Here is a 23,674-nt window from a genome sequence, read left to right as displayed (position 1 = left end):
TAGGCATAAACTAAACTTTCTCTTTATGCAAATATCATTTATAATAACTAGATGTTAGAGATTTTTCTTTATTTAAATTAGCTATTAAATATAAAGCATGCCAATAATTATTAAGATTTATTAAGAAATTGAGAATTCCTTGTAATTTCAATTAAGGGATTCTCTGTTTATTTTGACATTATTCGCTAATATTTTTGAAACAGTGCTTGAATAAAGTAATTGTAAGGTTTTTAAGGATTGCAAAACTATATATAGTATTTTATTGACTTAACTCGAGGTAGATGCTACAATATATAGTACTTACCCCATTGTATATAGCATAAATAATTACATATAATACTTAAGAGGAAAGAGGGATATCAGTGATAAAAATATTGAAGAGAACGGGGAACTTTGTTGAATTTAACATTGACAAGATAAGCAGTGCAATTGTTAAGGCAATGAAAGAAACAAAGGACGGAGTAGATGAAGAACTTGCTAGAAAAATAAGTAAAAAAATTCAAGATGAACTTATGAATAAGAATTTCGCTATACCAGTTGAGTTGGTGCAAGATATGGTAGAAAATGAATTGATGGACAGCGTAAGAAAAGATGTAGCCAAAAGATACATTTTATATAGATATGAAAGGGATAAATCAAGAGATTCACGTAAGAGAAAAGATTATAAACTTTTAAGTGAAGAATTCATAAGCAAATATAAACATGTTAGTTCTCCTATGGATCAATTAGGGAATTTCGTATACTACAGAACATATTCAAGATGGTTGCCAGAAGAGAGAAGAAGAGAATATTGGTGGGAAACTGTAAGAAGAGCAGTAGAATATAACTGCAGTTTAGTTCCTACTAAAAAGGAAGAAGCAGAGCAATTATATGATAATATTTTTAATTTAAGACAATTTTTATCTGGTAGAACATTTTGGGTAGGAGGAACTCCTGTATCTTATAATTATCCAATGGCTAATTATAATTGTGCATTTGAGGTAATTAATGATTTTCATGCATTTAGAGACTTATTTTATTTATTAATGATTGGCTCTGGTGTTGGAGTTAGAATATTAAAAAGCGATGTAGAAGAACTACCTAAATTAAGAAGTAACTATAAAATAATTCATGAGGATTATACACCTGTTGAAAAATCAAAACGAGAAGACAATACTGGAGTTGAATTCAATCATAACAATTCTGTTAAAATTATTGTTGGAGACAGCAAAGAAGGTTGGGTTCAAGCACTTGATCATTATTTAAATATTATAAACAGTAGCGAATATAGAAATATAACAACTATTATTATAAATTACAATAATGTTAGACCTAAGGGAGAGACTCTTAAAACTTTTGGTGGTACAGCAAGTGGACATTCAAGCTTAAAAACTATGTTTACAAAAATAGACTTAGTTATAAAAAAACGTGGAACAATAGAAAATAAAGAAAGATTTAAAATTAAACCTATTGATTGTTTAGATATAGCAAATATTATAGGAGAAAATGTTGTTGTTGGCGGAGTTAGAAGAACAGCAGAAATAATGCTTATTGATTATGACGACACTGATAGTATTGAAGCTAAAAATAAGTTATATAAACAGATAGATGGGCAATGGATTGTAGACAAGGATATAATCCATCGTTCAATGAGTAACAATTCTATTTATTATAGAAAAAAACCTACTCGTGAACAATTAAAATGGCAGATTGAGCAAATGAGGTATTCAGGAGAACCTGGATGGGTTAATGAAGAAGCGGGAAGTAAAAGAAGACCAAATATGAATGGAGTAAATCCTTGTGGAGAAATACTTCTTGATAATAAGGGATTATGTAATTTAACTACTATAAATACATATGCATTTGTAGATGAAAATGGCGAATTAGATGAAAAAGCTTTATTAAGAGCTCAACGATTATCAGCAAGGGCAGCTTATAGAATGACTTGTGTTGAACTTGAACTTTCTAAGTGGGACAGAGTTCAACAAAGGGATAAAATTACAGGTTGTTCATTAACAGGGTGGCAAGACATGGTAAATGCTGTTAATCTTGATAGAGATGGTCAAGCTAAACTTTTAAGAAAATTAAGAGATGTAGCAAAGGATGAGGCAGATAGATATTCTAGCGAAATAGGTGAAAGCGCACCGATTTTAGTTACAACTGTTAAACCAGAGGGAACATTGTCTCAACTTCCTGGAGTATCAAGTGGTGTTCATTATTCTCACTCACCATATTTCTTAAGGAGAGTTAGAATAAATAGTCATGATCCACTTGTTAAAGTTTGTGAGGAACTTGGATATTCTATTCACCCAGAAGTCGGTCAAGATGAGAAATCTTGCACAACAAAAGTAATTGAATTTCCGGTAAAAGCTCCTATGGGTAAAACGAAGTATGATGTTACAGCTATTGAACAGTTAGAAAATTATAAGTTATTCATGGAAAATTACGTTGATCATAACTGCTCAATAACAGTTCATGTAAGAGATAATGAATGGGAACAAGTTGAACAATGGGTTTGGGATAATTGGGATGAAGTTGTTGCATTGTCATTTTTATCATTAGATGATAGTTTTTATCAATTGATGCCGTATGAGTCAATAACTGAGGAACAATATAACAAACTAGTAAATGAAATGAAACCTTTTATACCTTCATTATTAAGTAAGTATGAGGTTAAAGAGGAAATTTTGGACATTGGAAATGATGGTTGTGATACTGGAATTTGTCCTATAAGATAATTATTTGTAAAAAAAGCAATAGTTTAATTAAAGCTATTGCTTTTTATATACATTATATTGTCATAATACCTAAAACAACTTTAGATGCATTATAGAAATCTGTTATATTAAGTTTTTCATTAGTAGTATGTACTAATTCCATTCCACATCCAATGTTAACTGTTTGAATCCCTTTATGAATATAAATATTAGCGTCACTTCCCCCTCCTGACGGTTTCATGTTAATTTCTAAGTTTAGGTTTTTGCAGACATTAGATATCATTTTAATGTGTTCGTCATCAGGAGATAAAGAATAAGACTTGTAAGATTCTTCAATTTCATATTCAAGTGTTGCACCATATTTATCGCAGGATTTTTGTAAACATTCAATCATATGGTTTGTTTGTGCTTCTAGTTTAGAATTAGAACGGCTTCTTGCTTCCCCTACTATTTCAACTATTGGAGAAACAATATTAGTAGGACCTATTGCTTTAAAAGTACCAATATTAGCAGTTGTTTCATAGTCTACACGTAAAAGCTTCATATTTGCTATAGCTTCAGAGGCTACAATTATTGAGCTAATACCATCTTCAGGGCAGCCACCGGCATGGGCTGGCTTTCCTATTATTTGAGCCGTAATCCTTGTTTGACCAGGAGATTCTATAATAATATCACTAGGACTACCACCACTATCAAGAACTATACCTTTTTTCGATTTTAATCTAGAAAAGTCAACATGCTTGGAGCCATTAACGCCCCCTTCTTCGCATATTGTAAGTACAATTTCAATTGGTTTGTGAGGTAAATTATTCTCTTTGATAGTTTTAATTGCCTCAATTATTGAAACAACTCCAGCTTTATCATCTCCACCTAAAATGGTATTTCCTTTGCTGTAGACGTAATCGTCATCAATATATGGCTCGATATTGTTTCCAGGAGTTACTGTGTCAACATGAGCGCTGAAAAGTATAGGATCACCTTCTAATGTTCCTGGTATAAAACAGTAAATATTGTTTCCATTTGAGTTAAGTTTTTCACCGGCATTGTCGATATATACTTCGAATCCTAAAGAATCGATGTCTTTAATAATTCTTTCACATATATCTTTTTCGTTTTTAGTTTCACTACTTATTTTTACGTAATCCATAAATGTTTCTAATAAACGTTTTTTATTTATCATTGTTGCCTCCTAGTTTTAATTACCATTATTTTATTACATTAACATATATTTTTCAATTATATGTTAATTAAAATTTAGGATAACTTATTAAATTGAGATTAAATTAATAATTATTAGAAAATATTATGTTTGAATTAAGACAAATGTGATATAATATACTTATACGTTTAGCGAGGTTAAAATGTTTAATATACAGGAAGAACTAAAGAATGTACCCGACAATCCAGGGGTATATCAAATGAAAAATGAATTTGGTGAAATAATATATGTGGGTAAAGCGAAAAATTTAAAAAAGAGAGTTAGGCAATACTTTCAGTCTAAGAATCATTCCGGTAAAATAAAGGCCATGATTAGAAATATAGCTGAATTTGAATATATAATTACTGATAATGAAGTAGAAGCCTTAATACTTGAAGCAAATTACATAAAAAAGTATAAACCAAAATATAATACACTACTACGGGACGACAAGCAATATCCATATATAAAGATTTCTGTACAGGAAAAATATCCGCGAATCTATAAAGTTAGAGAAGTTAAAAAAGATGGAGCTAAGTATTATGGTCCATATATTAGTAATTACGCAGTTAATGAAATAATAGATATTATTGGGAGTTTGTACAAGCTGAGAAAATGTTCACTAAAACTTGATGGGTCAAGAAAAAATAAAAGACCTTGTTTAAATTATCATATTAATCGATGTACTGCTCCTTGTATGGGTAACGTAGATTATGAAGAATATAGAGAAGAAGTGAATAAAGCCATAAATTTTTTATCTGGCAAGGAAGAGGAAATAATTGAATCTTTAAAAGAAAAAATGATTTTAGCTTCAGAAAATCTTGATTATGAAATGGCAGCTAAGTATAGGGATCAAATCAAGGCCCTAGAATTAATTACTGAAAAACAAAAAATTGTTTCAACTACTTCTATTATTGATCAGGATGTAATAGGAAGTGCAATAGGCATTGAAGAAGCATGTATACAAATTTTCTTTATAAGAAATGGTAAAATTATAGGGAGAGAGCATTATCTATTAACTAATATAGAAAATGAAACAAGACAAGAAATTATTAGTTCTTTTTTAACTCAATTTTATACAGGTACAGTATATGTGCCAAAAGAAGTATATATTGAAACAGAAATAGATGATATTGAACTGTTTGAAAAAGCCTTGTCAGAAAAAAGAGGCAATAAAGTTTCTGTTAAAGTTCCTTCTAAAGGAGAAAAGAGCATGCTGATAAAGATGATAAAGAAAAATGCACTTGAAATTCTTGAAAAAGGAAGTCAGAGAATTAAGAGAAATCTTGATGAAAGTATGCATGCTGTAGAAAATCTAAAAGACTTATTACAATTAGAAGAGATACCTGCCAGAATAGAAGCATATGATATTTCTAATATACAAGGTGTAGAGTCTGTAGGTTCAATGGTGGTATTTGAAAAAGGAATACCTAGCAAAAGTAATTATAGACGTTTTAAAATTAAAACGGTAAAAGGACCAGATGACTATAAAAGTATGGAAGAAGTCTTAGAACGACGTATTAATAGAGGGTTAAGCATAAACCAAGACATGAATGGCTTTAATAAAATGCCAGACCTAATATTAGTAGACGGAGGCAAGGGACAAGTCGGTATAGCAGAAAGTGTTATTAAGAACTTTGGTATAAAAATTCCAATTTGTGGAATGATTAAAGATGACAAACATACTACTAAGGGTCTTATTTATAATGGTCAGGAAATTGAATTAAAGAAAACAGATATAGTATATAGGTTAATTTACAGGATACAAGAGGAAGCTCACAGGTTTGCAATAGAGTATCACAGGAATTTGAGAGATAAAACATTATTTAAATCAGAACTTGATAATATTGAAAATATTGGAGAGAAAAGAAAAATTAACTTATTAAGGAAATTTGGTTCAGTTGAAAATATAAAAACTAAAAGTATAGATGAATTAGTAAATGCTCCAGGAATGAATAAAAGAGCAGCAGAGTCTGTATTCAATTATTTTAACAAGTAATTGAATGCAATTTACAAAAAAGGGATGGTAACAAAATGCAATATGTAAAGCTAGAAGATTTAGTAAGTAATATTGGTCTTGAACCTGTCTATTATCCTCTAGATATTCAATCAAGGATTTATACTTCTGAAATCGTTAGACCTGGTCTTCAAATAGCGGGTTATTTCGACTGGTTTTCTTTTGAGAGGGTTCAAATAATAGGAAAAACAGAATGGTATTATCTTAAAACCCTTGATGAAGATATTCAAAAAGAAAGATTAGATAAATTATTTAGTTATCCAATACCAGCACTTATTGTAGCAAATGATATGGAAGTGGATGACACAATGATATTTTATGCAAAAAAGTATAATAGACCTGTATTTAAAACAGAAGCAAAAACCGATAAATTAGTAAATATAATGATAAACTACCTTGAGGAAGAGCTGGCTGAGGAAACTACAAAACATGGTGTATGTTTAGAGGTTTTTGGTGTAGGCGTATTTATAAAAGGGAAAAGTGGCATTGGGAAAAGTGAAACCTCCCTTGAACTTATAAATCGAGGACATAGATTAATAGCAGATGATGCTGTTATTATTAAAAAAATGGACAACGGATTAAAAGCCACATGTCCAGAATTAACCCAGCATCTAATGGAAATACGAGGAATAGGTATTTTAGACATAAAACATTTATTCGGCGTAGGATCTATAAAATTAGAACAATATATAGAATTAGGCATTGAACTTGAGGATTGGGATGAAACAAAAGAATATGATAGAATAGGATCTGACGATTATTTCTTTGAAATTTTAGGTATAAACGTACCTGCAATAGTTATTCCGGTGAAACCTGGAAGAAATATATCTGCAATTATTGAAATTGCAGCTAAAAATTATAGACAAAAACTTTTAGGATACAATCCACTAGAAATGTACAATAAAAGATTTCGTAGTTTAATATAATAATTCGTTGTGGCTATCAAAAAGAATTTATTACTATAGGTGCATTACTTTATTATATATAGAATTAAGGCTATTAAACGTGAATACATCAAATGAATAAAAATTCACATTATTTCTAAGCTTCTATCTGTAATTGAATTGATAATTTGTTAACTTGCAAAAATTGAAGTTTCTATAATTATTGCACAAATCTTAAATATGCAAAAAATACTATAAATATAATGCATTGGGACGTTTTAAGAAAATTTGGAATAGCAAAAAAAGTAATTGTGGACAAAATGTTACATATATGTAGTTGCAATTCACTTTTTCATAAGGTATAATATTTAAGGATATTGAATTAAATTTACAATATTTTTTAATTATTTATTAAAAAAATAAATATATAAATAGGAGGAATTATAAATGTCAAAAGTTATGAAAACTATGGACGGAAATACAGCTGCTGCATATGCATCATATGCTTTTACTGATGTAGCTGCTATATTTCCAATAACACCTTCTTCACCAATGGCTGAGTTAGCAGATGAATGGGCGGCTCATGGTCAAAAGAACATATTTGGCCAAACTGTTAAAGTTGTTGAAATGCAATCAGAAGGTGGAGCTGCAGGTGCGGTTCACGGATCTTTACAAGCAGGTGCTTTAACAACTACATATACGGCTTCACAAGGATTGTTGTTAATGGTTCCAAATATGTATAAAATAGCAGGAGAATTATTACCAGCAGTATTTCATGTTTCTGCAAGAGCAATAGCAGGACATGCCCTTTCTATTTTCGGAGATCATTCTGATGTAATGGCAACAAGACAAACAGGATTTGCATTACTTGCTTCTAGTAGTGTCCAAGAAGCTATGGATATTGGAGGAGTTGCACATTTGGCTACTCTTAAAACAAGAGTTCCTTTTGTTCATTTCTTTGATGGATTTAGGACTTCTCATGAAGTTCAAAAAATCGAAACAATTGACTATGAAGACCTTGCAAAACTAGTTGACATGGATGCAGTAAATGAATTTAGAAAAAGAGCATTAAATCCGGAACATCCTGAAACAAGAGGAACTGCACAAAATCCAGATATTTTCTTCCAAGCTAGAGAAGCTTCTAACAAATTCTATGATGAAGTACCTGATGCAGTAGCAGATTATATGAAAGAAATAAGTAAAATTACTGGTAGAGAGTATAAACCTTTCAATTATTATGGTGCACCAGATGCAGAAAATATAATAGTTGCGATGGGTTCAGTTACTGAAACAGCAGAAGAAGTAATTGATTATTTGAATGCAAAAGGTGAAAAAGTAGGTATAGTTATAGTACATTTATATAGACCTTTCTCTTCAAAATATTTCTTTGATGTTATACCTAAAACTGTTAAGAAAATAGCAGTATTAGATAGATGTAAAGAACCAGGTTCAGTTGGTGAGCCATTATTCTTAGATGTTAAATCTTTATATTATGGAGAAAAAGACCAACCAATTATAGTTGGTGGTAGATATGGGCTTGGTTCAAAAGATACTACTCCAGCTCAAATAATTTCAGTTTACAATAATTTAAAGACAGACGAACCAAAGAATGATTTCACAATTGGTATAGTAGACGACGTTACATTCAAATCATTAGAAACTCCAGCAGTTATAAATACTTCAGCACCTGGTACAGTAAGATGTAAATTCTGGGGACTTGGTTCAGATGGAACAGTTGGAGCTAATAAAAACGCTATAAAAATTATCGGTGATCATACTAATATGTATGCTCAAGGATATTTCTCATATGATTCCAAAAAATCAGGCGGTGTAACTGTATCACACTTAAGATTTGGTAAATCACCAATTAAATCAACATATTTAATAGATGAAGCTGATTTTGTTTCATTGTCACAACAATCATATGTAGATAAGTATGATGTATTGACAGGACTTAAAAAAGGTGGCAAATTCTTATTAAATACTTTATGGTCTCCTGAAGAATTAGATGTTAATTTACCAGCTAAAATGAAAAAATACATGGCTGATAATAATATTGATTTTTATACAATTAATGCTACAAAAATAGCGCAAGAAATTGGGCTTGGTAACAGAACTAACATGATTATGCAATCAGCATTCTTTAAGTTAGCAGAAGTAATTCCAGTTGAGGATGCAGTTAAATATTCAAATGATGCAATTGTTAAGTCTTATGGTAAAAAAGGTGATGCTATTGTCAACATGAATAAAGAAGCTGTACAAAAAGGAATTACTGAATTAGTTAAAATAGAAGTACCTGAATCATGGAAAAATGCTAAAGATGAAACTAAAGTTAATAGCGGGTTAGCAGTTCCATTTACTGAAGAAGAAAAACCAGACTTTATTAAAAATGTTGCAGATGTAATGAATAGACAAGAAGGAGACAAACTTCCTGTAAGTACATTTGTAGGCATAGAAGATGGTACATTCCCAGCAGGTACAGCTGCATACGAAAAGAGAGGTATTGCAACTACTGTTCCAAAATGGATACCAGAAAATTGTATTCAATGTAATCAATGCTCATTTGTATGTCCTCATGCTGTAATTAGACCAACTTTATTGAATGAAGAAGAAAAAGCTAATGCTCCGGAAAGCTTTAAAACAATAAAAGCTATGGGTAAGGGATTAGATGGTTTAGAATACAGACTTCAAATAAGCACATTAGATTGTACTGGTTGTGGTAACTGTGCTGATATATGTCCTGCAAAGAATAAAGCATTGGTGATGACTCCAATAGCAGAAGAAGTTGAAGAAGGAATTCCAAATTGGAAATATGCAATAGAAAAAGTTACTATTAAAGATAACTTATTTGATAAAGTAACAGTAAAAGGTAGTCAGTTCTGTAAACCATATTTTGAGTTCTCGGGAGCTTGTGCAGGCTGTGGAGAAACAGCATATGTTAAAACTATTACTCAATTATTTGGTGATAGAATGATGATAGCAAATGCTACAGGATGTTCATCAATTTGGGGAGCATCAGCACCAGCTACTCCATATACAAAGGATGCAAATGGTAGAGGTCCATCGTGGGGTAATTCATTATTTGAAGATAATGCAGAATATGGCTTAGGTATGGCAACAGCTGTTAAACAAATGAGAGATAGTATTCAACTATCAATGGAAAAATTAGTTAATATGAATATACCTCAAGAATTAAAAGATACTTTTGTACAGTGGATAGAAAATAAAGATTTAGCAGAAGAATCAAAAGCTGCTTCTGAAAAAGTTCTTAACGCATTAAAGGAATTTAAATCTTGTGATGAATGTGCAAAAGATATAAATAATATTATAGACAAAAAAGACTTTCTAGTTAAGAAATCTCAATGGATTATCGGTGGAGACGGCTGGGCTTATGATATAGGTTATGGTGGATTAGATCACGTATTAGCATCAGGAGAAGATGTTAATGTACTTGTATTAGATACAGAAGTTTATTCAAATACAGGTGGACAGTCATCTAAGGCAACTCCAACCGCATCTGTTGCTAAATTTGCTGCATCTGGTAAGAAAGTTAAGAAAAAAGATCTTGGTATGATAGCATCAACATATGGTTATGTATATGTAGCACAAGTTGCAATAGGTGCAGATAAAAATCAATACTTAAAAGCTTTAAAAGAAGCAGAAAGTTATAACGGACCATCTTTGATAATTGCTTATGCTCCATGTATAAATCATGGTATTAAGGTAGGAATGGGTAAAACTGTAGACAGAGAAAAGAAAGCTGTTGAATCAGGATACTGGCATTTATATAGATATAACCCAGCTCTTAAAGAAGAAGGTAAGAATCCATTTATATTAGATTCTAAAGCACCTAAGACTTCATTTAGAGAATTCTTAGATGGAGAAGTAAGATACGCATCGTTGAAAGGTTCATTCCCAGAAACAGCAGAAGAATTATATGCTAAAGCAGAAGCTGATGCAAAAGATAGATACGAAGGCTATAAGAGAATGGCTGAAATGAAATACTAAAAAAATAGGCAACGTGTATTAGAAAATCCCAAATTTATTATTTGGGATTTTTTTATGTTTTTGTCATATATAGATTAACTTGATACCAATTATAGAATTATTTTCAGGTAGTGGAAAATAGGTTTTTGATTTACAAATTCGCTAGCTGATGATGGTGGCGTAGTATATACTGCTGAAGCTGAATTAGCGACAGAAGGAGATACAGTCGTTACATTGAAAGTAACAGCTCTTGGTAAAGAAGAAAGAGAATATGTTGTTAGTGTCTTTTGCCTTTTTTACTTCTTTATTTTACCCTTGATAAATATATGAAATTACAATATAATTAGTTAATAATTATTTTATAACAATTCATTCACATAACATTACATTATGTCAAACGAGAAATTTTTACATAAATATCATTTAAAATTAGGAGAAAATTTAATATGATAAAAATTAAGATTAAAGATATAGTTAATATATTAGATGCAGAATGTTTAGGTAACTGTAATTTAGATAAATGCATAAACGGCGTTAGTATAGATTCAAGAAATGTTACGGAATATAATCTTTTTATTCCTATAAAAGGTATGACTACAAATGGTCATTGTTATATTAATGATGCAATAAATAAGGGAGCAATTGCAACCTTGTGGAATAAAAATGAACCCAATCCTCCAACTGATATAGCTGTTATTTTAGTTGATGATACAGTAAAAGGATTACAAGATTTAGCATTAGCTTATAGAAATCAATTAAAGACAAAAATAGTAGGTATAACAGGAAGCAATGGTAAAACTTCAACTAAAGACATAACCGCAGGTGTGTTATCTCAAAAATATAAAACACAGAAAACTGTTGGCAACTATAATACTGAAATAGGAGTACCCTATACATTACTGGGTTTGGATGAAGATTGTGAAGTCGCGGTAATTGAAATGGGTATGGAAAGAGCTGGTGAAATAGATTTTTTAACTCATTTAGTTAAGCCAGATATTGGAATTATTACAAGTGTTGGACCTGTACATATAGACAATTTTCCTTCAGTAGAAGAAATTGCAAAATCTAAACTCGAAATAGTAAATGGAATAAAAAGCAATGGTTTATTCATATATTTTGGTGACGATCCATTAATTCAAGATACTGTTGATAATACACAAATTAGTAGCAAAATAAGAAAAGAGAACTTCGGCATTAGGGAAGATAATACTTTATGGCTTAAAGAATTTCATGAAGATATTCAAGGGATTACATTTAAAATTAATGATGAAAATTGCGATGAACTACATATGGAAATGCTAGGAAAACATCAGGCACTCAATGCTCTGGCTGCTATCTTAGCTGCTAAAGAACTAGGTATGAATTATGAAGAAATACGTCTTGGACTATTAAAAATAGAGAAGACCGGATTAAGAAATGAAGTTATTAAAATTAAGAATAGTACAATACTTAATGATTGTTATAAATCTAACCCTGATAGCATTAAAACTGCCCTTGATATATTTAAACTTTTTAAAAGTGATAAAAAGATTGTCATTCTTGGTGATATGTTAGGCTATAGAGAAATGAGTCATGAAGTTCATTATAATGTTGGAAAGTATCTATCATCTGTTAAAATAGATGAACTTATTACAATAGGTGCAGAGGCTAAATTTATAGCAAAAGGTGCTAGGGAGAATACTAGCATTGCAAATATTACAGAATTTGATACTAAAGAAGAAGCTACATTATATTTGAGTAACTTTTTAGAACAAAATTGTTCTATACTCATTAAAGGTTCAAGATTTTTAAAACTTGAATATATAGTAAATACGTTAAAAACAAAGGAGGATAATTAATGGATAAAATAAAATTGGCAATATTATTTGGAGGAAAATCAAGTGAATACACAGTATCTTTGCATTCAGCAGCAGCAATAATTAAAAATGTTCCAAAAGAACAATTCGATGTTACGTTAATAGGAATTACAGAAGATGGGAAATGGTTACATTATGAAGGTGATGCTGATAAGGTATATAATGATACATGGCATAAAGAAAAATTAAGTCCTGTATTATTAAGTATGGATAGTCAATTTAAAGGACTAATTAAGTTAAATGAGGATAAAAATACTTATGAAAAAATAGATATAGACTGTATCTTTCCAGTACTTCATGGTAGAAATGGAGAAGATGGAACTATTCAAGGGTTATGTCAAATGACTGGAATATCATATGTAGGATGCGATATGACATCTTCAGCAGTTTCTATGGACAAGGAGTTTACTCATGTAATTTGTGAAATGGCTGGAATTAAGACAGCACCTTATATTGCAGCTGTAAATAGTAATAAACTTAATGTTAAAAAACTGTATGATGAAGCTTTAGAAAAACTTTCCCTTCCTATGTTTATTAAACCTGCTAACAATGGTTCATCCTTAGGAATAAGCAAAATCAGAAATTACGATGAATTTGAAAAGGGTATAATGGAAGCCTTTGAATATGATAATAAGGTTGTTATTGAGACAATGATAGAAGGTTTTGAAATTGGATGTGCTGTAATTGGTAATGATGAATTGATAATTGGGGAAGTAGATGAAATAGATACAAAAAATGACTTTTTTGATTATGTTGAAAAGTATAGTCAGCACAATTCTAAAATTTACTGTCCTGCACGAATTAGCGATGAGTTAAAACAAGAAGCAAAAGAAATTGCTGAAAAAGTTTATAAAGCTTTAGGCTGTAAAGGAATGTCTAGAATAGACATGTTTGTAACTTTAGATAATAAAATAATTCTTAATGAAATAAATACAATTCCAGGTCTTACAGATTTGAGTAGATATCCATCTATGCTTAAGAAAATAGGTATGGAATATAAGGATTTGATTGTTAAACTAGTAGAGTTAGCAATAGATAAATAATAATTGCAGAAAAAATGTTGTAGGGAACGCATTATATGCGCACCCTACAATTATTTTATTTTAATCCTAAAATAGCTCTTGCTTCGTCTGGTGTAGCTACCTCACGTCCGAATTCCCTAGACAAGTTAGCTACTCTTTCAACTAATTGAGCATTTGATGTTGCAATTTCACCTTTTTTATAATAAATATTATCTTCGAATCCTGTTCGAGCATGGCCTCCAAGAATTATAGCTGCCATATTTAATGGAAGTTGATATCTTCCAACACCTGCTACAGTCCATGTAGAACCTGCTGGTATTGAATCAACCATATACAATAAATCTCTAAGTTCTCCTCCCATTGCACCTGGTACACCAAGAACAAAATCGAAGTGCATTGGAGTGTTAATGATACCTTTTTTAGCCATACGAACAGCTGTATCAACCATTCCTTTTTCAAAGCACTCTAATTCAGGTTTAACTCCTAGTTCATTCATTCTTTTTGCAAAAATTCTAATATTCTCTTCAGTGTTCATAAAAACATCATCTGCAAAGTTGCATGTTCCCATGCTAAGTGTTGCCATTTCTGGTTTTAGTTCAATTGGTTGCATTCTTTGCTCTGGTGTATGCCAAGTAGCTCCACCAGTAGATGGTTGGAAAATAATGTTGCATTTTTCTGCAGTCTTTTCCTTAATTTCCTTGTAAACAGCATAATCTTGTGTCGGATTACCTTCTGCATCTCTTGCGTGAACATGTACCATTGAAGCACCTGCCAAATAACACTGATATGCAGCTTCTGCAATTTCTTCTGGTGAAATAGGTAAATTTGGCTGCTGTTCCCTTGTAACCTCTGCTCCTGTAAGACAGGCTGTGATAATTAATTTTTCCATAGTAACCTCCATTTTTATAATTTTTTGCCTACTATTATTTTACAATATTTAAATAGTATAGTCAATTGAATGTCTAATAATTAATAATTAAAAAAAAATAAATTATTTTTTAAAAAAATAGACAATGTTTTGTTACGATGATATACTATAAAAGATTAATATTCGTTTAACATAAATATTACATCATAATTTGCGAAAAAACAAATATATGTTATACTAAATATTGAATAAGATTAAAGGAGAACAAGTTGTGGATAGAGAATTAGCATTGAATATAGTTAGAGTTACAGAAGCAGCAGCACTAGGCTCAGGTAAATATTTTGGAAGAGGAAATAAAGAAATAGCAGATCAGGCAGCAGTAGACGGAATGAGAAGTATGTTTCAAGTACTAGATATTTCAGGCACTGTCGTAATAGGCGAAGGTGAATTAGATGAAGCACCAATGCTTTATATAGGTGAAAAAATCGGTACATGGGAGGAAAATTCACCTGAAATAGATATTGCTGTGGATCCTCTTGATGGTACAAAATTAATTGCAAAGGGTTTACCTGGGGCATTGGCTGTAGTGGCTGTGGCACCAAAAGGATGTCTGCTTCATGCACCGGATATGTATATGCATAAAATTGCAGTTGGTCCAAAAGCTGCTGGGCACATTGATATAACAGCTTCAATTGAAAAAAATCTATATAATGTTGCTAAGGCTTTAAATAAAGATATTACAGAAGTTACAGTAACAATGCTAGATAGAGAAAGACATCATGACTTAATAAATAGAGCAAGAAATATAGGAGCAAGAATCAAATTGTTTGGTGAAGGAGATGTCGCTGCAGCAATTGCCACATGTTTTGATAACTCTGGTGTTGATATGATGATAGGTAAGGGTGGAGCACCTGAAGGCGTAATAGCGGCTGCTGCTTTGAAATGCTTAGGCGGCGAATTTCAAGGGATATTAATTCCAGAGTCAGAAGAAGAAGAACAAAGATGTAAAAAAATGGCTGGACAGGAAAAGTGGGATAGAATTCTAACGATGGAGGATTTAGCCAAAGGTAACGATGTTATTTTTGCAGCTACTGGAGTATCTGATGGTGAATTATTAAAAGGTGTTAGATATTTGTCAGATAATAGAGCAAAAACTTATTCTATGGTTACTCGTTCGAAGTCAGGTACAATAAGATTCATTGATACTATTCATGCATTAGACAAAAAACCAAAATATGCATATGTAAAATAATATTAAAAACAACTCCAAAAAGGAGTTGTTTTATTATAGATATGTTGTAGTGATTTTTTTCCCTGTTTTTTTCAATTCTTTTATAAGATCATCTACTATTTTTTGCTTAATATTGAAGCTAGTAGGAAAATTTGGGTTTTGATGAGCAGGGTTTACGGCATGTCCGATATAAAAATTTATATGTGTACTTATTTCAGTTAAAAACTTTGTTAGTAGTGAGCAGCCATCATAATCATCAAAGTCTACTAAATCTTCAAAGTTAGTCTTATTACATTTTTTAATATTTTCTAGTGTTTTACCAAGAGTTAATACACCTTCAGTAATAAGATTAAAGCCTTCCATATATGCTAATGGCGGAACATCGTCTTTAATAGAATCAAGGTCCACTTGAAGTTCTTTGCCTAATTCCCTTTCAGCAATTAATGCAGTAGTTCCTCCACATATAATTTTCATATTTTCACTTGATTTCATTATTTGTCCTAAAATGGCATCCGATTGTTTATCTGCAGGAGGACCAATAAATATATCTAATATTTCAGGCATTCTTACCTTAATAGTAAGGATTGTAGTATCATCACCAGGTTTATTGTTGTATAAATTATTGCAAACACCTATAAAGTTACCATTAATTAATTGTGCTGAACGATTTACATTGTTAAGATCCTCTAAATAGTTATTAATTTCATCCCATGACCATCCTAGGTTAAGCATTTGACCAATACCAGCATGAATAGCACCATCGCTTACGATAGAAAGAGTATCTCCTAATTTAAGTTGAATATTGGACTCGTAAATTTTTCTAGAATCTATAATTCTTTCTCTTTTTTCAATAGGCATACTTTTTTTATTAGAATAATAAAAGTAAGGTGGATTATCATATTCTGCAATATAAGCATTATAATCATTATCTATTTTGATTATTGTAAAAGTTGAATAAGCTAGTTTTCTAATCTTACATTCAGGAAGTGTATTTATTATTGTATCAATTGTATCATCTATTGTAGCATCATTTTCAAGCATAGTAACAGCAATTTTAGTAGTCATTGTTGCTAAAATATTCGCTTTAACACCACTACCTAAGCCATCAGACAAAACTATTATACAACCATTATCACTGTTGATGAATTCTACATTGTCTCCGCAAAGTTCTTCTCCATATTTATTTATGCTTTTGTAATTAATATCTAAAAATCGTTCCATTAGTCTTCACTTTCCTCTAACACAACTTTTTTAAGCTTGAGAAGAGCTGCCTTCGTTTCAGCAGTAGTTTCACCTAATAAACCTGCGATTTCCTGTGCAACTCTCATTTGTTTCTCAATTACCCTATCAGCTGTTTCTAAAGTATTAAGCTTCATGCTGATAATTTGTTCCTTTTTAAATTCATCAGTAGTAATGTCGTTTAATATACAGAATAGTATTTTGTTTTTAGGGAGATATATAATACTTTCATTCATAATTACACCATAATTATCAAGAGATAATTTTTTACCAATAATGTTTTCTTCTGTACTTAAAACTATTTTAAAATCATTGTAAGGAATTATTGATGAAACATGATTACCTCGTATATTATTAATTTTAGTTTTAAAGACTTCTTCGCCTAAAGGGTTTAAATCTAGTATTTTCAAATCTAAATCTACAATAATTATTACACTTGGTGAATATTTGAAATATATATTTGATATTTTTTCTGCCTCACTTCTCATGTAAGGCATACACATTTGAGGGTGTGATAGACCTTCTATTACTGATATAGCTTTTTCTCTACATGTATCATATCCACATGCGCCACAATTTAGTTCATCAGCCTCTGAATGTTTTCCCGATTTTTCTAAAATCTTTCTTATTTCATCTTCAGTATATGGAGGGAGTATATATTCTTTGTTTCTGAAATTTCTAGTGTAATTTAAATTTTTTTCTTCAGAGGTATAGTTTTTATATTTATGTTTTTTTGAAGGTTCAATTTTAATTTTAGCATTAGTTTTTCTTACATAAACATTTTTACTTTTTTTGGGGACGGCTGGTCCTCCGATACATCCACCTATACAGGTATTAGCTTCAATGCATACATTGTTCAAGTCTCCCTTAGACATAGATTCAAATACCCCTATCAAATCATCTGTTCCTGACACAGATATTGGAGTAAAATTATTTTCAAGCAATACATCATTCATACCTGACAACACACCTTGATGTAAGGGATATTTTTTACCGACGAAGTTACCTTCAAGGTCGGGATGAGTTTCTTCAAAAGAAGAAATATCAATATTTTTGGACTCAAACCATTTATCGAGTTCCTCAAAGGAAATTACAGCATCTATAATTCCGGAAATTTGGTATTTATAAGCTTCGCATTTTTTAGCAATACAAGGACCTAAAAAAACTATATACACATCATTTCCGTGACGTTTTCGAATCATTTTACTATGAAAAATCATAGGAGAGTCTAATGGTATTAAATATTTAATAAGTTCTGGGTAATATGCTTGTACCATCATATTAGCTGAAGGGCAGCAAGTTGTTATAGCATTTTCTAAATTAGTTTTTTCTAAGTATTCCTTATAAAGATTTGATACATGTTCAGCACCAATTGCTGTTTCTTCTATTAAATGAACACCTAAATATTTTAAAGCAGATATAAGTTTATATGGTTCTTCGTAAACACCAATATATGACGGTGCAATAGATACAATGATTTTTTTTCCATTATTAAAGGCATTTAAAACATTATCCAAGTCACTATGAATATTTCTTGCGTTTTGAGGGCATACCAAAACACATTTTCCACAAGCAATACATTTTTCTTCAACGATTTGGGCTTGGTCATTAATCATTTTAATAGCCTTAACAGAACAATTTCTTACACATTTATAACAATTTTTGCAATTAGTAGGATAAAAATCTAGTATTCTCATGTTAAATTCCTCATACTTTTAATAATAATATCATTGAAAAAGCTTTCAGCTGTTTCTGGATTAACAGAATAAATTTTATCATTGAACATAACAGAAACTGCCTCTGTGCAGCGACCAAGACAGAATGCTCCTTTGATTTCCACTTCGTTAAATAAATTTCTATCTCTTACGCACTTCTTAAATATTTCTATAACTTCATAAGAACCTTTTAAATGACATGCGCTTCCCACGCAAATGCTTAATTCGACCATTTTATACCTCTGATTATAAATTAGTTAAGCTTACTTCCATTATAAACGTTTATGTGTTAAAGTCAATATTTTGTCTAAAATTTAACTTATTGTTAATATCTATATATTGTAAATTCTTAAGTAAATATTAACATAAAAATATATTCTTGACTTAGAATAAAGTTAATGATATTATTATCATACTTATCAAAATCTCGCCTTTATTTCCCTATAATGTTGTAACAATTCAATGCGTGGAGGTGTTTATGGATAAAACCGAATTATCCAATTTAAAGGTTTCTGAGCTTAAGGAGCTAGCGAAATCAAAAGGAATTCATAATGCTTATAAATATAAAAAAGAAGAATTATTACTAAAATTGAAAAATATTATTTATGAAGATACCAATAAATCTGAATATGATAAAGATTTAATTAACGATGTTAATAGTGAAAAGAAAGTAGTAAAAGAAGGAAATGAAAAGGTAAAGTTTGTTGAAAAAGCTAAGAAATTAAAAGATTTTGAAAATGAACAAAAGCAGGTTTCAAGGAAAAATAATCAAAAAAAAGATTTACCAGAAAAAATTATTGAAGAAATAGAATCTAGTGAGGAAGTTGTAAATGTAGAAGGTGTTTTGGAAACACATTCTGATGGGTATGGTTTTTTAAGAATACATAATTATTTAACCAGCGATGAAGATGTATATATTTCCCCCTCTCAAATTAGAAGATTTCATTTAAAAACTGGAGACAAAGTTACTGGTATTACAAGACCTCCAAAACAAAGTGAAAAATTTAGAGCTCTATTATATGTTAATAAAGTCAATGATGAAAATCCTGAGCATGCCAGAAATAGAAAAGATTTCGAATCACTCATTCCAATATATCCTAATAATAGAATCAAACTGGAAAAGTCACCAATAGAAATCACAATGAGAATAATAGATTTGATTGCACCAATAGGAAAAGGGCAAAGAGGTATGATTGTTGCGCCACCAAAGGCAGGTAAAACAACAATATTGAAAAATATAGCAAATAGTATAGCTGAAAATTATCCAGATATAGAAATAATAATGCTATTAATAGATGAACGACCGGAAGAAGTAACAGACATGAAAAGAAGTGTTAAGGGAGATGTTATTTATTCAACATTTGACGAGTTACCTAAAAATCATATTAAAGTTGCTGAAATGGTTTTGGATAGAGCAAAAAGACTCGTTGAACAAGGTAAAGATGTTGTGATTTTACTAGATAGTATAACAAGGTTAGCAAGAGCTTATAACCTTACTATAACTCCTACCGGAAGAACTTTATCAGGAGGATTGGATCCAGGAGCATTATATGGACCGAAAAGGTTTTTTGGTGCAGCTAGAAATATTGAAAATGGTGGTAGTTTGACAATACTTGCTAGCGCTCTTGTTGAAACAGGAAGTCGTATGGATGATTTGATTTTTGAAGAGTTTAAAGGTACTGGAAATATGGAGATACATCTTGATAGAAAACTTTCTGAAAAAAGGGTATTTCCTGCAATTGATATTAACAAATCAGGCACAAGAAGAGAAGAACTATTGTTAAATCCAAATGAGATGCAGACAATTTGGCAGTTAAGAAAAGTATTGAGTAATTTTTCAGTTGCAGATGTAACAGAAAGAATTATAGATGGGTTAATAAAAACTAAAACAAATGATGAATTTATTGAACAATCATCATCAACATTGTTGAATATAGATAAAATGAAAAGCGATTTTCTATAAATAACCCTAGAAAATGTTAAGATTTATACATATAAAAAAATATTGTAATCTATAAAACCATATGTTATAATGTTTGAAGTAAATTGATGATAATAAAATTCATATAAAGTGAGAAAGAGGTGAAACGGATGAAAAAAGGAATACATCCTGATTATAAAACAGTAACAGTTAAATGTGCATGTGGAAATACTTTTGAAACCGGTTCAGTAATGGACGAAATCAAAGTTGAAATATGTTCAGAGTGTCATCCATTCTTTACAGGTAAACAAAAGTTTATCGATAAAGGCGGAAGAGTTGACAGATTTAAGAAAAAATACGGCATGTAAAATTTTACTTTTAAACTTTTTGGCAAATCTGAAGCAATTGTCTCGGATTTGCCTTTTTGTGATTTTCAGCTATCTTTTAAGATGATTCGAAAACTATCTGCAACCTAAGAATTTAATAAAATTCTCCTAATATTTCAAAAGGCTTATCAGTTAAGCTTTTTATTTTTTTAATATCATTTTTATCTATAGATACTAAACAGCAACAAGATGGTCCTCCTGTTTTATTTAAATCCGTAGATAATTTATCATAATACTTAAAATTTAAGTTGTTGTATTTACACATATCCATTAATTCAGAATTTGTTCCCCTTGAACCTATAGGTAATATTTCTTTAATGAAATTGCAAAGATATAAGCTTTCGTAATCTTCTATATCCATTACACTTTCCGGATTATTAACGACTTCATTTCCTACTAAAGGCAACCCAATTAGAACACAAAAATCATTTTTATTTGTTTTTTTATATTTTAATTTATTTTTTTGGCATATTCCAATACAAGTTATGCCCATAGAAGTTTGTACAGTTATTATATTTTCTTCAGTACTTCCTGTTAAATGAACATTTGAAGTTCTGAGTTTAGAAATAGCTTCGTTAAATCCTTCTATCAGATGCTTTCCTGTATCGTTCATTTCAACTGCAAGGCCATTTGACAAAAGAATTGGTTTGAATCCCATGCTCATAAGTTCAGCAAATACTACTTTTGCTGTGTGATATGCTGTAAGTTGAGGAGAAGCCTTTACTATATCCTGCTCCTTATAACCAATTGCGCCACATGAATCACAAGCGACACCTAAATACCTGTCTTTGTCAATGTTAATTACTGTTAAATCCCTTATCTGTGTTATTTCCATAGTAAACTCCTTCACTAATTATATGATAATCTTAACACAGTTTTTTACATATTGCCATAGCTTATAAATGAATATTTAAAGTTGTGCATTATATTTTTTTATGCTATAATTATCTAAAATATCAATAATATAAGTATGATTTAAGGTAAGGTGGTAATAATGTCTCATCAAGCTATATACAGGAAATTTCGTCCTAGAATATTTGATGACGTTTTAGGTCAGGAACATGTTACTAAAACATTAAAAAATCAGATAATGACAGATAATATTGCCCATGCCTACTTATTTAGCGGAATAAGGGGCACAGGAAAAACATCAACTGCCAAAATTTTTTCTAGAGCGGTAAATTGTCTTAATAATGAAAAAGGAAACCCATGTAACGAATGCGAAGTTTGCAGAAGCATACTTGATGAAACCAACATGGATGTAATAGAAATGGATGCTGCTTCAAATAATGGTGTTGATGATATTAGGGAGTTAAGAGATAAGGTTAAATTTCTTCCTGTTAGTAGTCGATATAAAGTATATATAATAGATGAAGTACATATGCTGTCAAAAGGTGCATTTAATGCTTTACTAAAAACCTTAGAGGAACCACCAGAGCATTTGCTATTTATATTAGCAACAACAGAGCCACATAAAATACCTGCGACAATTTTGTCACGATGTCAGAGATTCGACTTAAAAAGAATTAAATCATCTGTAATTGTAGAAAATATGAAAAACATATGCAAAGAAATTAATGTTGATTATGAAGAAAAAGCATTAAAGCTTATAGCCGCTAATTCAGAAGGAGCTATGAGAGATGCTTTAAGTATATTAGATAGATGTGTGTCTTTCAATGAGGATAAAATTGATTATGATACTGTGATAAACTTACTTGGTACAGTAAATTATCAAGTAATTATAGAAGTCGCCAGGGCAATAATGAAAAAAGATGTCGAAAACACTATGGTTTTAGTTGATGATATATTAAATAGTGGAAAAGAGTTAATTTATTTTTTAGATGAATTAATAATTTTTTTTAGAAATATGCTTATTATTAAAACAACTGAATCCACAGATAATTTAATAAGAATACCAGAGGATACTGCACTTGAGTTAAAAGCTGAAAGTCAAAAATTATCAATAGATGAAATTGTATATTATATTGAGGAATTATCATCAACACAAGTTGAATGTAAAAGGGCACTAAATCCTAAAATATTATTAGAAACAAGACTAATAAAAATGCTTAAATCAGTTAATTATATTGATATTAATGATTTGTTAATGAGGATTGAAAAGCTTGAAATGGGAGTTAAAAATGGAAGTCAATCTTTCGTACGTGAGGAGATAACTCATACTCCTAAACAAAAACAAAAAACAACTACAGTGAAAAGAAAAGAAGAACAACCTTTAAAAAGCAATAAGGAATCTTTAAAATCAGTTAAAAAAGTAAGTGAAAATAAAGACGATGAATCAATATACAATGCTATTATAAATGGATGGCAAATAATTCTAAAGAAAATCAGAAGTGAAAATGCAGGACTTCAAGCTATTATAAGAGAATCTAAATTAATAGAAGTTATAAATAGTAAAGCAGTATTTGAATTTGATCCAAAATTCACATTTCATATAAATGCAGCTAACCAACCTAAAAACAAATTGAAGTTTAAGGAGGTTTTAAGTGATTTTTTAAATGTTGAATGTGAAGTAGAATTTATATTAAAAACATCTGAAAAAAACAATAAGCCTAAACAAACCATAGAAGATATATATGAAGATTTAAAAAATGAATTTGGTGAAGACAAAGTAGAATTTAATCAGGAGGATTAGA

Annotated in this window: 16 protein-coding genes; 10 read left to right on the top strand and 6 right to left on the bottom strand. The window is 30.4% G+C overall.

Translation table 11 applies throughout. The features are described from left to right. The first annotated feature begins 362 nt into the window (after window positions 1-362). On the top strand, window positions 363-2,717 hold the full coding sequence (gene nrdJ, locus U8307_RS05705; RefSeq protein WP_326910976.1) for a ribonucleoside-triphosphate reductase, adenosylcobalamin-dependent: 2,355 nt from the start codon (window positions 363-365) through the stop codon (window positions 2,715-2,717). A 52-nt stretch (window positions 2,718-2,769) separates the two neighbouring features. Here the strand turns inward: nrdJ and U8307_RS05700 are convergent, their stop codons facing one another. After that, on the bottom strand, window positions 2,770-3,876 hold the full coding sequence (locus U8307_RS05700; protein ID WP_326910974.1) for a M20/M25/M40 family metallo-hydrolase: 1,107 nt from the start codon (window positions 3,874-3,876) through the stop codon (window positions 2,770-2,772). 181 nt (window positions 3,877-4,057) lie between these two features. On the opposite strand from U8307_RS05700, the gene uvrC reads away from it, so the two are divergent. From uvrC to U8307_RS05675, 5 genes are all read left to right on the top strand, one after another. Further along, window positions 4,058-5,893, top strand: a complete 1,836-nt coding sequence (gene uvrC, locus U8307_RS05695) for an excinuclease ABC subunit UvrC (protein ID WP_326910972.1) — start codon at window positions 4,058-4,060, stop codon at window positions 5,891-5,893. Between the two features lie 35 nt (window positions 5,894-5,928). Beyond that, window positions 5,929-6,837 (top strand): HPr(Ser) kinase/phosphatase, encoded by a 909-nt coding sequence (gene hprK / locus U8307_RS05690; protein ID WP_326910970.1) that lies wholly within the window; start codon window positions 5,929-5,931, stop codon window positions 6,835-6,837. Window positions 6,838-7,242: 405 nt separating this feature from the next. After that, window positions 7,243-10,803, top strand: a complete 3,561-nt coding sequence (nifJ, locus tag U8307_RS05685; RefSeq protein WP_326910968.1) for a pyruvate:ferredoxin (flavodoxin) oxidoreductase — start codon at window positions 7,243-7,245, stop codon at window positions 10,801-10,803. Window positions 10,804-11,228: 425 nt separating this feature from the next. Next, entirely contained in the window at window positions 11,229-12,620 is a 1,392-nt protein-coding gene (locus U8307_RS05680; protein WP_326910965.1) for a UDP-N-acetylmuramoyl-tripeptide--D-alanyl-D-alanine ligase, read from the top strand. Next, on the top strand, window positions 12,620-13,681 hold the full coding sequence (locus tag U8307_RS05675; RefSeq protein WP_326910963.1) for a D-alanine--D-alanine ligase family protein: 1,062 nt from the start codon (window positions 12,620-12,622) through the stop codon (window positions 13,679-13,681). The genes U8307_RS05680 and U8307_RS05675 overlap by 1 nt, the downstream gene beginning before the upstream one ends. A gap of 55 nt (window positions 13,682-13,736) precedes the next feature. Here the strand turns inward: U8307_RS05675 and U8307_RS05670 are convergent, their stop codons facing one another. Beyond that, a complete protein-coding gene (locus U8307_RS05670) occupies window positions 13,737-14,549 on the bottom strand; it encodes a 3-keto-5-aminohexanoate cleavage protein (protein WP_326910961.1) in 813 nt (270 codons plus the stop codon). Window positions 14,550-14,799: 250 nt separating this feature from the next. Here U8307_RS05670 and glpX point away from each other — a divergent pair, with 250 nt between their 5' ends. Next, window positions 14,800-15,780 carry a class II fructose-bisphosphatase gene (glpX, locus tag U8307_RS05665; RefSeq protein WP_326910960.1) on the top strand — a complete coding sequence of 327 codons (981 nt, stop codon included), beginning with the start codon at window positions 14,800-14,802 and terminating at the stop codon, window positions 15,778-15,780. Window positions 15,781-15,813: 33 nt separating this feature from the next. Here the strand turns inward: glpX and U8307_RS05660 are convergent, their stop codons facing one another. The 3 genes from U8307_RS05660 to U8307_RS05650 are packed head-to-tail and all read right to left on the bottom strand — an operon-like array spanning window position 15,814 to window position 18,946. After that, the gene (locus tag U8307_RS05660) at window positions 15,814-16,980 is read right to left on the bottom strand and encodes a SpoIIE family protein phosphatase (RefSeq protein ID WP_326910959.1); all 1,167 of its coding nucleotides are present in this window, start codon (window positions 16,978-16,980) and stop codon (window positions 15,814-15,816) included. Continuing rightward, a complete protein-coding gene (locus U8307_RS05655) occupies window positions 16,980-18,695 on the bottom strand; it encodes a [Fe-Fe] hydrogenase large subunit C-terminal domain-containing protein (RefSeq protein ID WP_326910958.1) in 1,716 nt (571 codons plus the stop codon). Before U8307_RS05655 ends, U8307_RS05660 begins: the two co-directional genes overlap by 1 nt. Next, window positions 18,692-18,946, bottom strand: coding sequence for a (2Fe-2S) ferredoxin domain-containing protein (locus U8307_RS05650; protein ID WP_326910957.1), 255 nt, complete (start codon window positions 18,944-18,946; stop codon window positions 18,692-18,694). Before U8307_RS05650 ends, U8307_RS05655 begins: the two co-directional genes overlap by 4 nt. A 245-nt stretch (window positions 18,947-19,191) precedes the next feature. On the opposite strand from U8307_RS05650, the gene rho reads away from it, so the two are divergent. Both rho and rpmE read left to right on the top strand, forming a co-directional pair. After that, window positions 19,192-20,676, top strand: coding sequence for a transcription termination factor Rho (gene rho, locus U8307_RS05645; protein ID WP_326910955.1), 1,485 nt, complete (start codon window positions 19,192-19,194; stop codon window positions 20,674-20,676). Window positions 20,677-20,804: 128 nt separating this feature from the next. Then, window positions 20,805-21,002, top strand: a complete 198-nt coding sequence (gene rpmE, locus U8307_RS05640; protein WP_326910954.1) for a 50S ribosomal protein L31 — start codon at window positions 20,805-20,807, stop codon at window positions 21,000-21,002. 112 nt (window positions 21,003-21,114) lie between these two features. On the opposite strand, the gene U8307_RS05635 is transcribed toward rpmE, so the two are convergent. Beyond that, window positions 21,115-21,855 carry an AIR synthase related protein gene (locus U8307_RS05635; RefSeq protein WP_326910951.1) on the bottom strand — a complete coding sequence of 247 codons (741 nt, stop codon included), beginning with the start codon at window positions 21,853-21,855 and terminating at the stop codon, window positions 21,115-21,117. A 159-nt stretch (window positions 21,856-22,014) separates the two neighbouring features. Here U8307_RS05635 and dnaX point away from each other — a divergent pair, with 159 nt between their 5' ends. Further along, window positions 22,015-23,673 (top strand): DNA polymerase III subunit gamma/tau, encoded by a 1,659-nt coding sequence (dnaX, locus tag U8307_RS05630; RefSeq protein ID WP_326910950.1) that lies wholly within the window; start codon window positions 22,015-22,017, stop codon window positions 23,671-23,673. The last annotated feature ends 1 nt before the right edge of the window (window position 23,674 follow it).

Source organism: Sedimentibacter sp. MB31-C6 (assembly GCF_035934735.1).
Taxonomy (GTDB): Bacteria; Bacillota; Clostridia; order Tissierellales; family Sedimentibacteraceae; genus Sedimentibacter.
The sequence above is the reverse complement of the archived record's forward strand: the minus strand, read 5'-3'. Positions and strand labels throughout refer to the sequence as shown.

Excerpts from the sequence above, each read along its gene's own strand:
- U8307_RS05700 (WP_326910974.1), bottom strand. The coding sequence starts at position 3,876 with ATGATAAATAAAAAACGTTTATTAGAAACATTTATGGATTACGTAAAA.
- uvrC (WP_326910972.1), top strand. The coding sequence starts at position 4,058 with ATGTTTAATATACAGGAAGAACTAAAGAATGTACCCGACAATCCAGGG.
- hprK (WP_326910970.1), top strand. The coding sequence starts at position 5,929 with ATGCAATATGTAAAGCTAGAAGATTTAGTAAGTAATATTGGTCTTGAA.
- nifJ (WP_326910968.1), top strand. The coding sequence starts at position 7,243 with ATGTCAAAAGTTATGAAAACTATGGACGGAAATACAGCTGCTGCATAT.
- U8307_RS05680 (WP_326910965.1), top strand. The coding sequence starts at position 11,229 with ATGATAAAAATTAAGATTAAAGATATAGTTAATATATTAGATGCAGAA.
- U8307_RS05675 (WP_326910963.1), top strand. The coding sequence starts at position 12,620 with ATGGATAAAATAAAATTGGCAATATTATTTGGAGGAAAATCAAGTGAA.
- U8307_RS05670 (WP_326910961.1), bottom strand. The coding sequence starts at position 14,549 with ATGGAAAAATTAATTATCACAGCCTGTCTTACAGGAGCAGAGGTTACA.
- U8307_RS05660 (WP_326910959.1), bottom strand. The coding sequence starts at position 16,980 with ATGGAACGATTTTTAGATATTAATTACAAAAGCATAAATAAATATGGA.
- U8307_RS05655 (WP_326910958.1), bottom strand. The coding sequence starts at position 18,695 with ATGAGAATACTAGATTTTTATCCTACTAATTGCAAAAATTGTTATAAA.
- U8307_RS05650 (WP_326910957.1), bottom strand. The coding sequence starts at position 18,946 with ATGGTCGAATTAAGCATTTGCGTGGGAAGCGCATGTCATTTAAAAGGT.
- rho (WP_326910955.1), top strand. The coding sequence starts at position 19,192 with ATGGATAAAACCGAATTATCCAATTTAAAGGTTTCTGAGCTTAAGGAG.
- rpmE (WP_326910954.1), top strand. The coding sequence starts at position 20,805 with ATGAAAAAAGGAATACATCCTGATTATAAAACAGTAACAGTTAAATGT.
- U8307_RS05635 (WP_326910951.1), bottom strand. The coding sequence starts at position 21,855 with ATGGAAATAACACAGATAAGGGATTTAACAGTAATTAACATTGACAAA.
- dnaX (WP_326910950.1), top strand. The coding sequence starts at position 22,015 with ATGTCTCATCAAGCTATATACAGGAAATTTCGTCCTAGAATATTTGAT.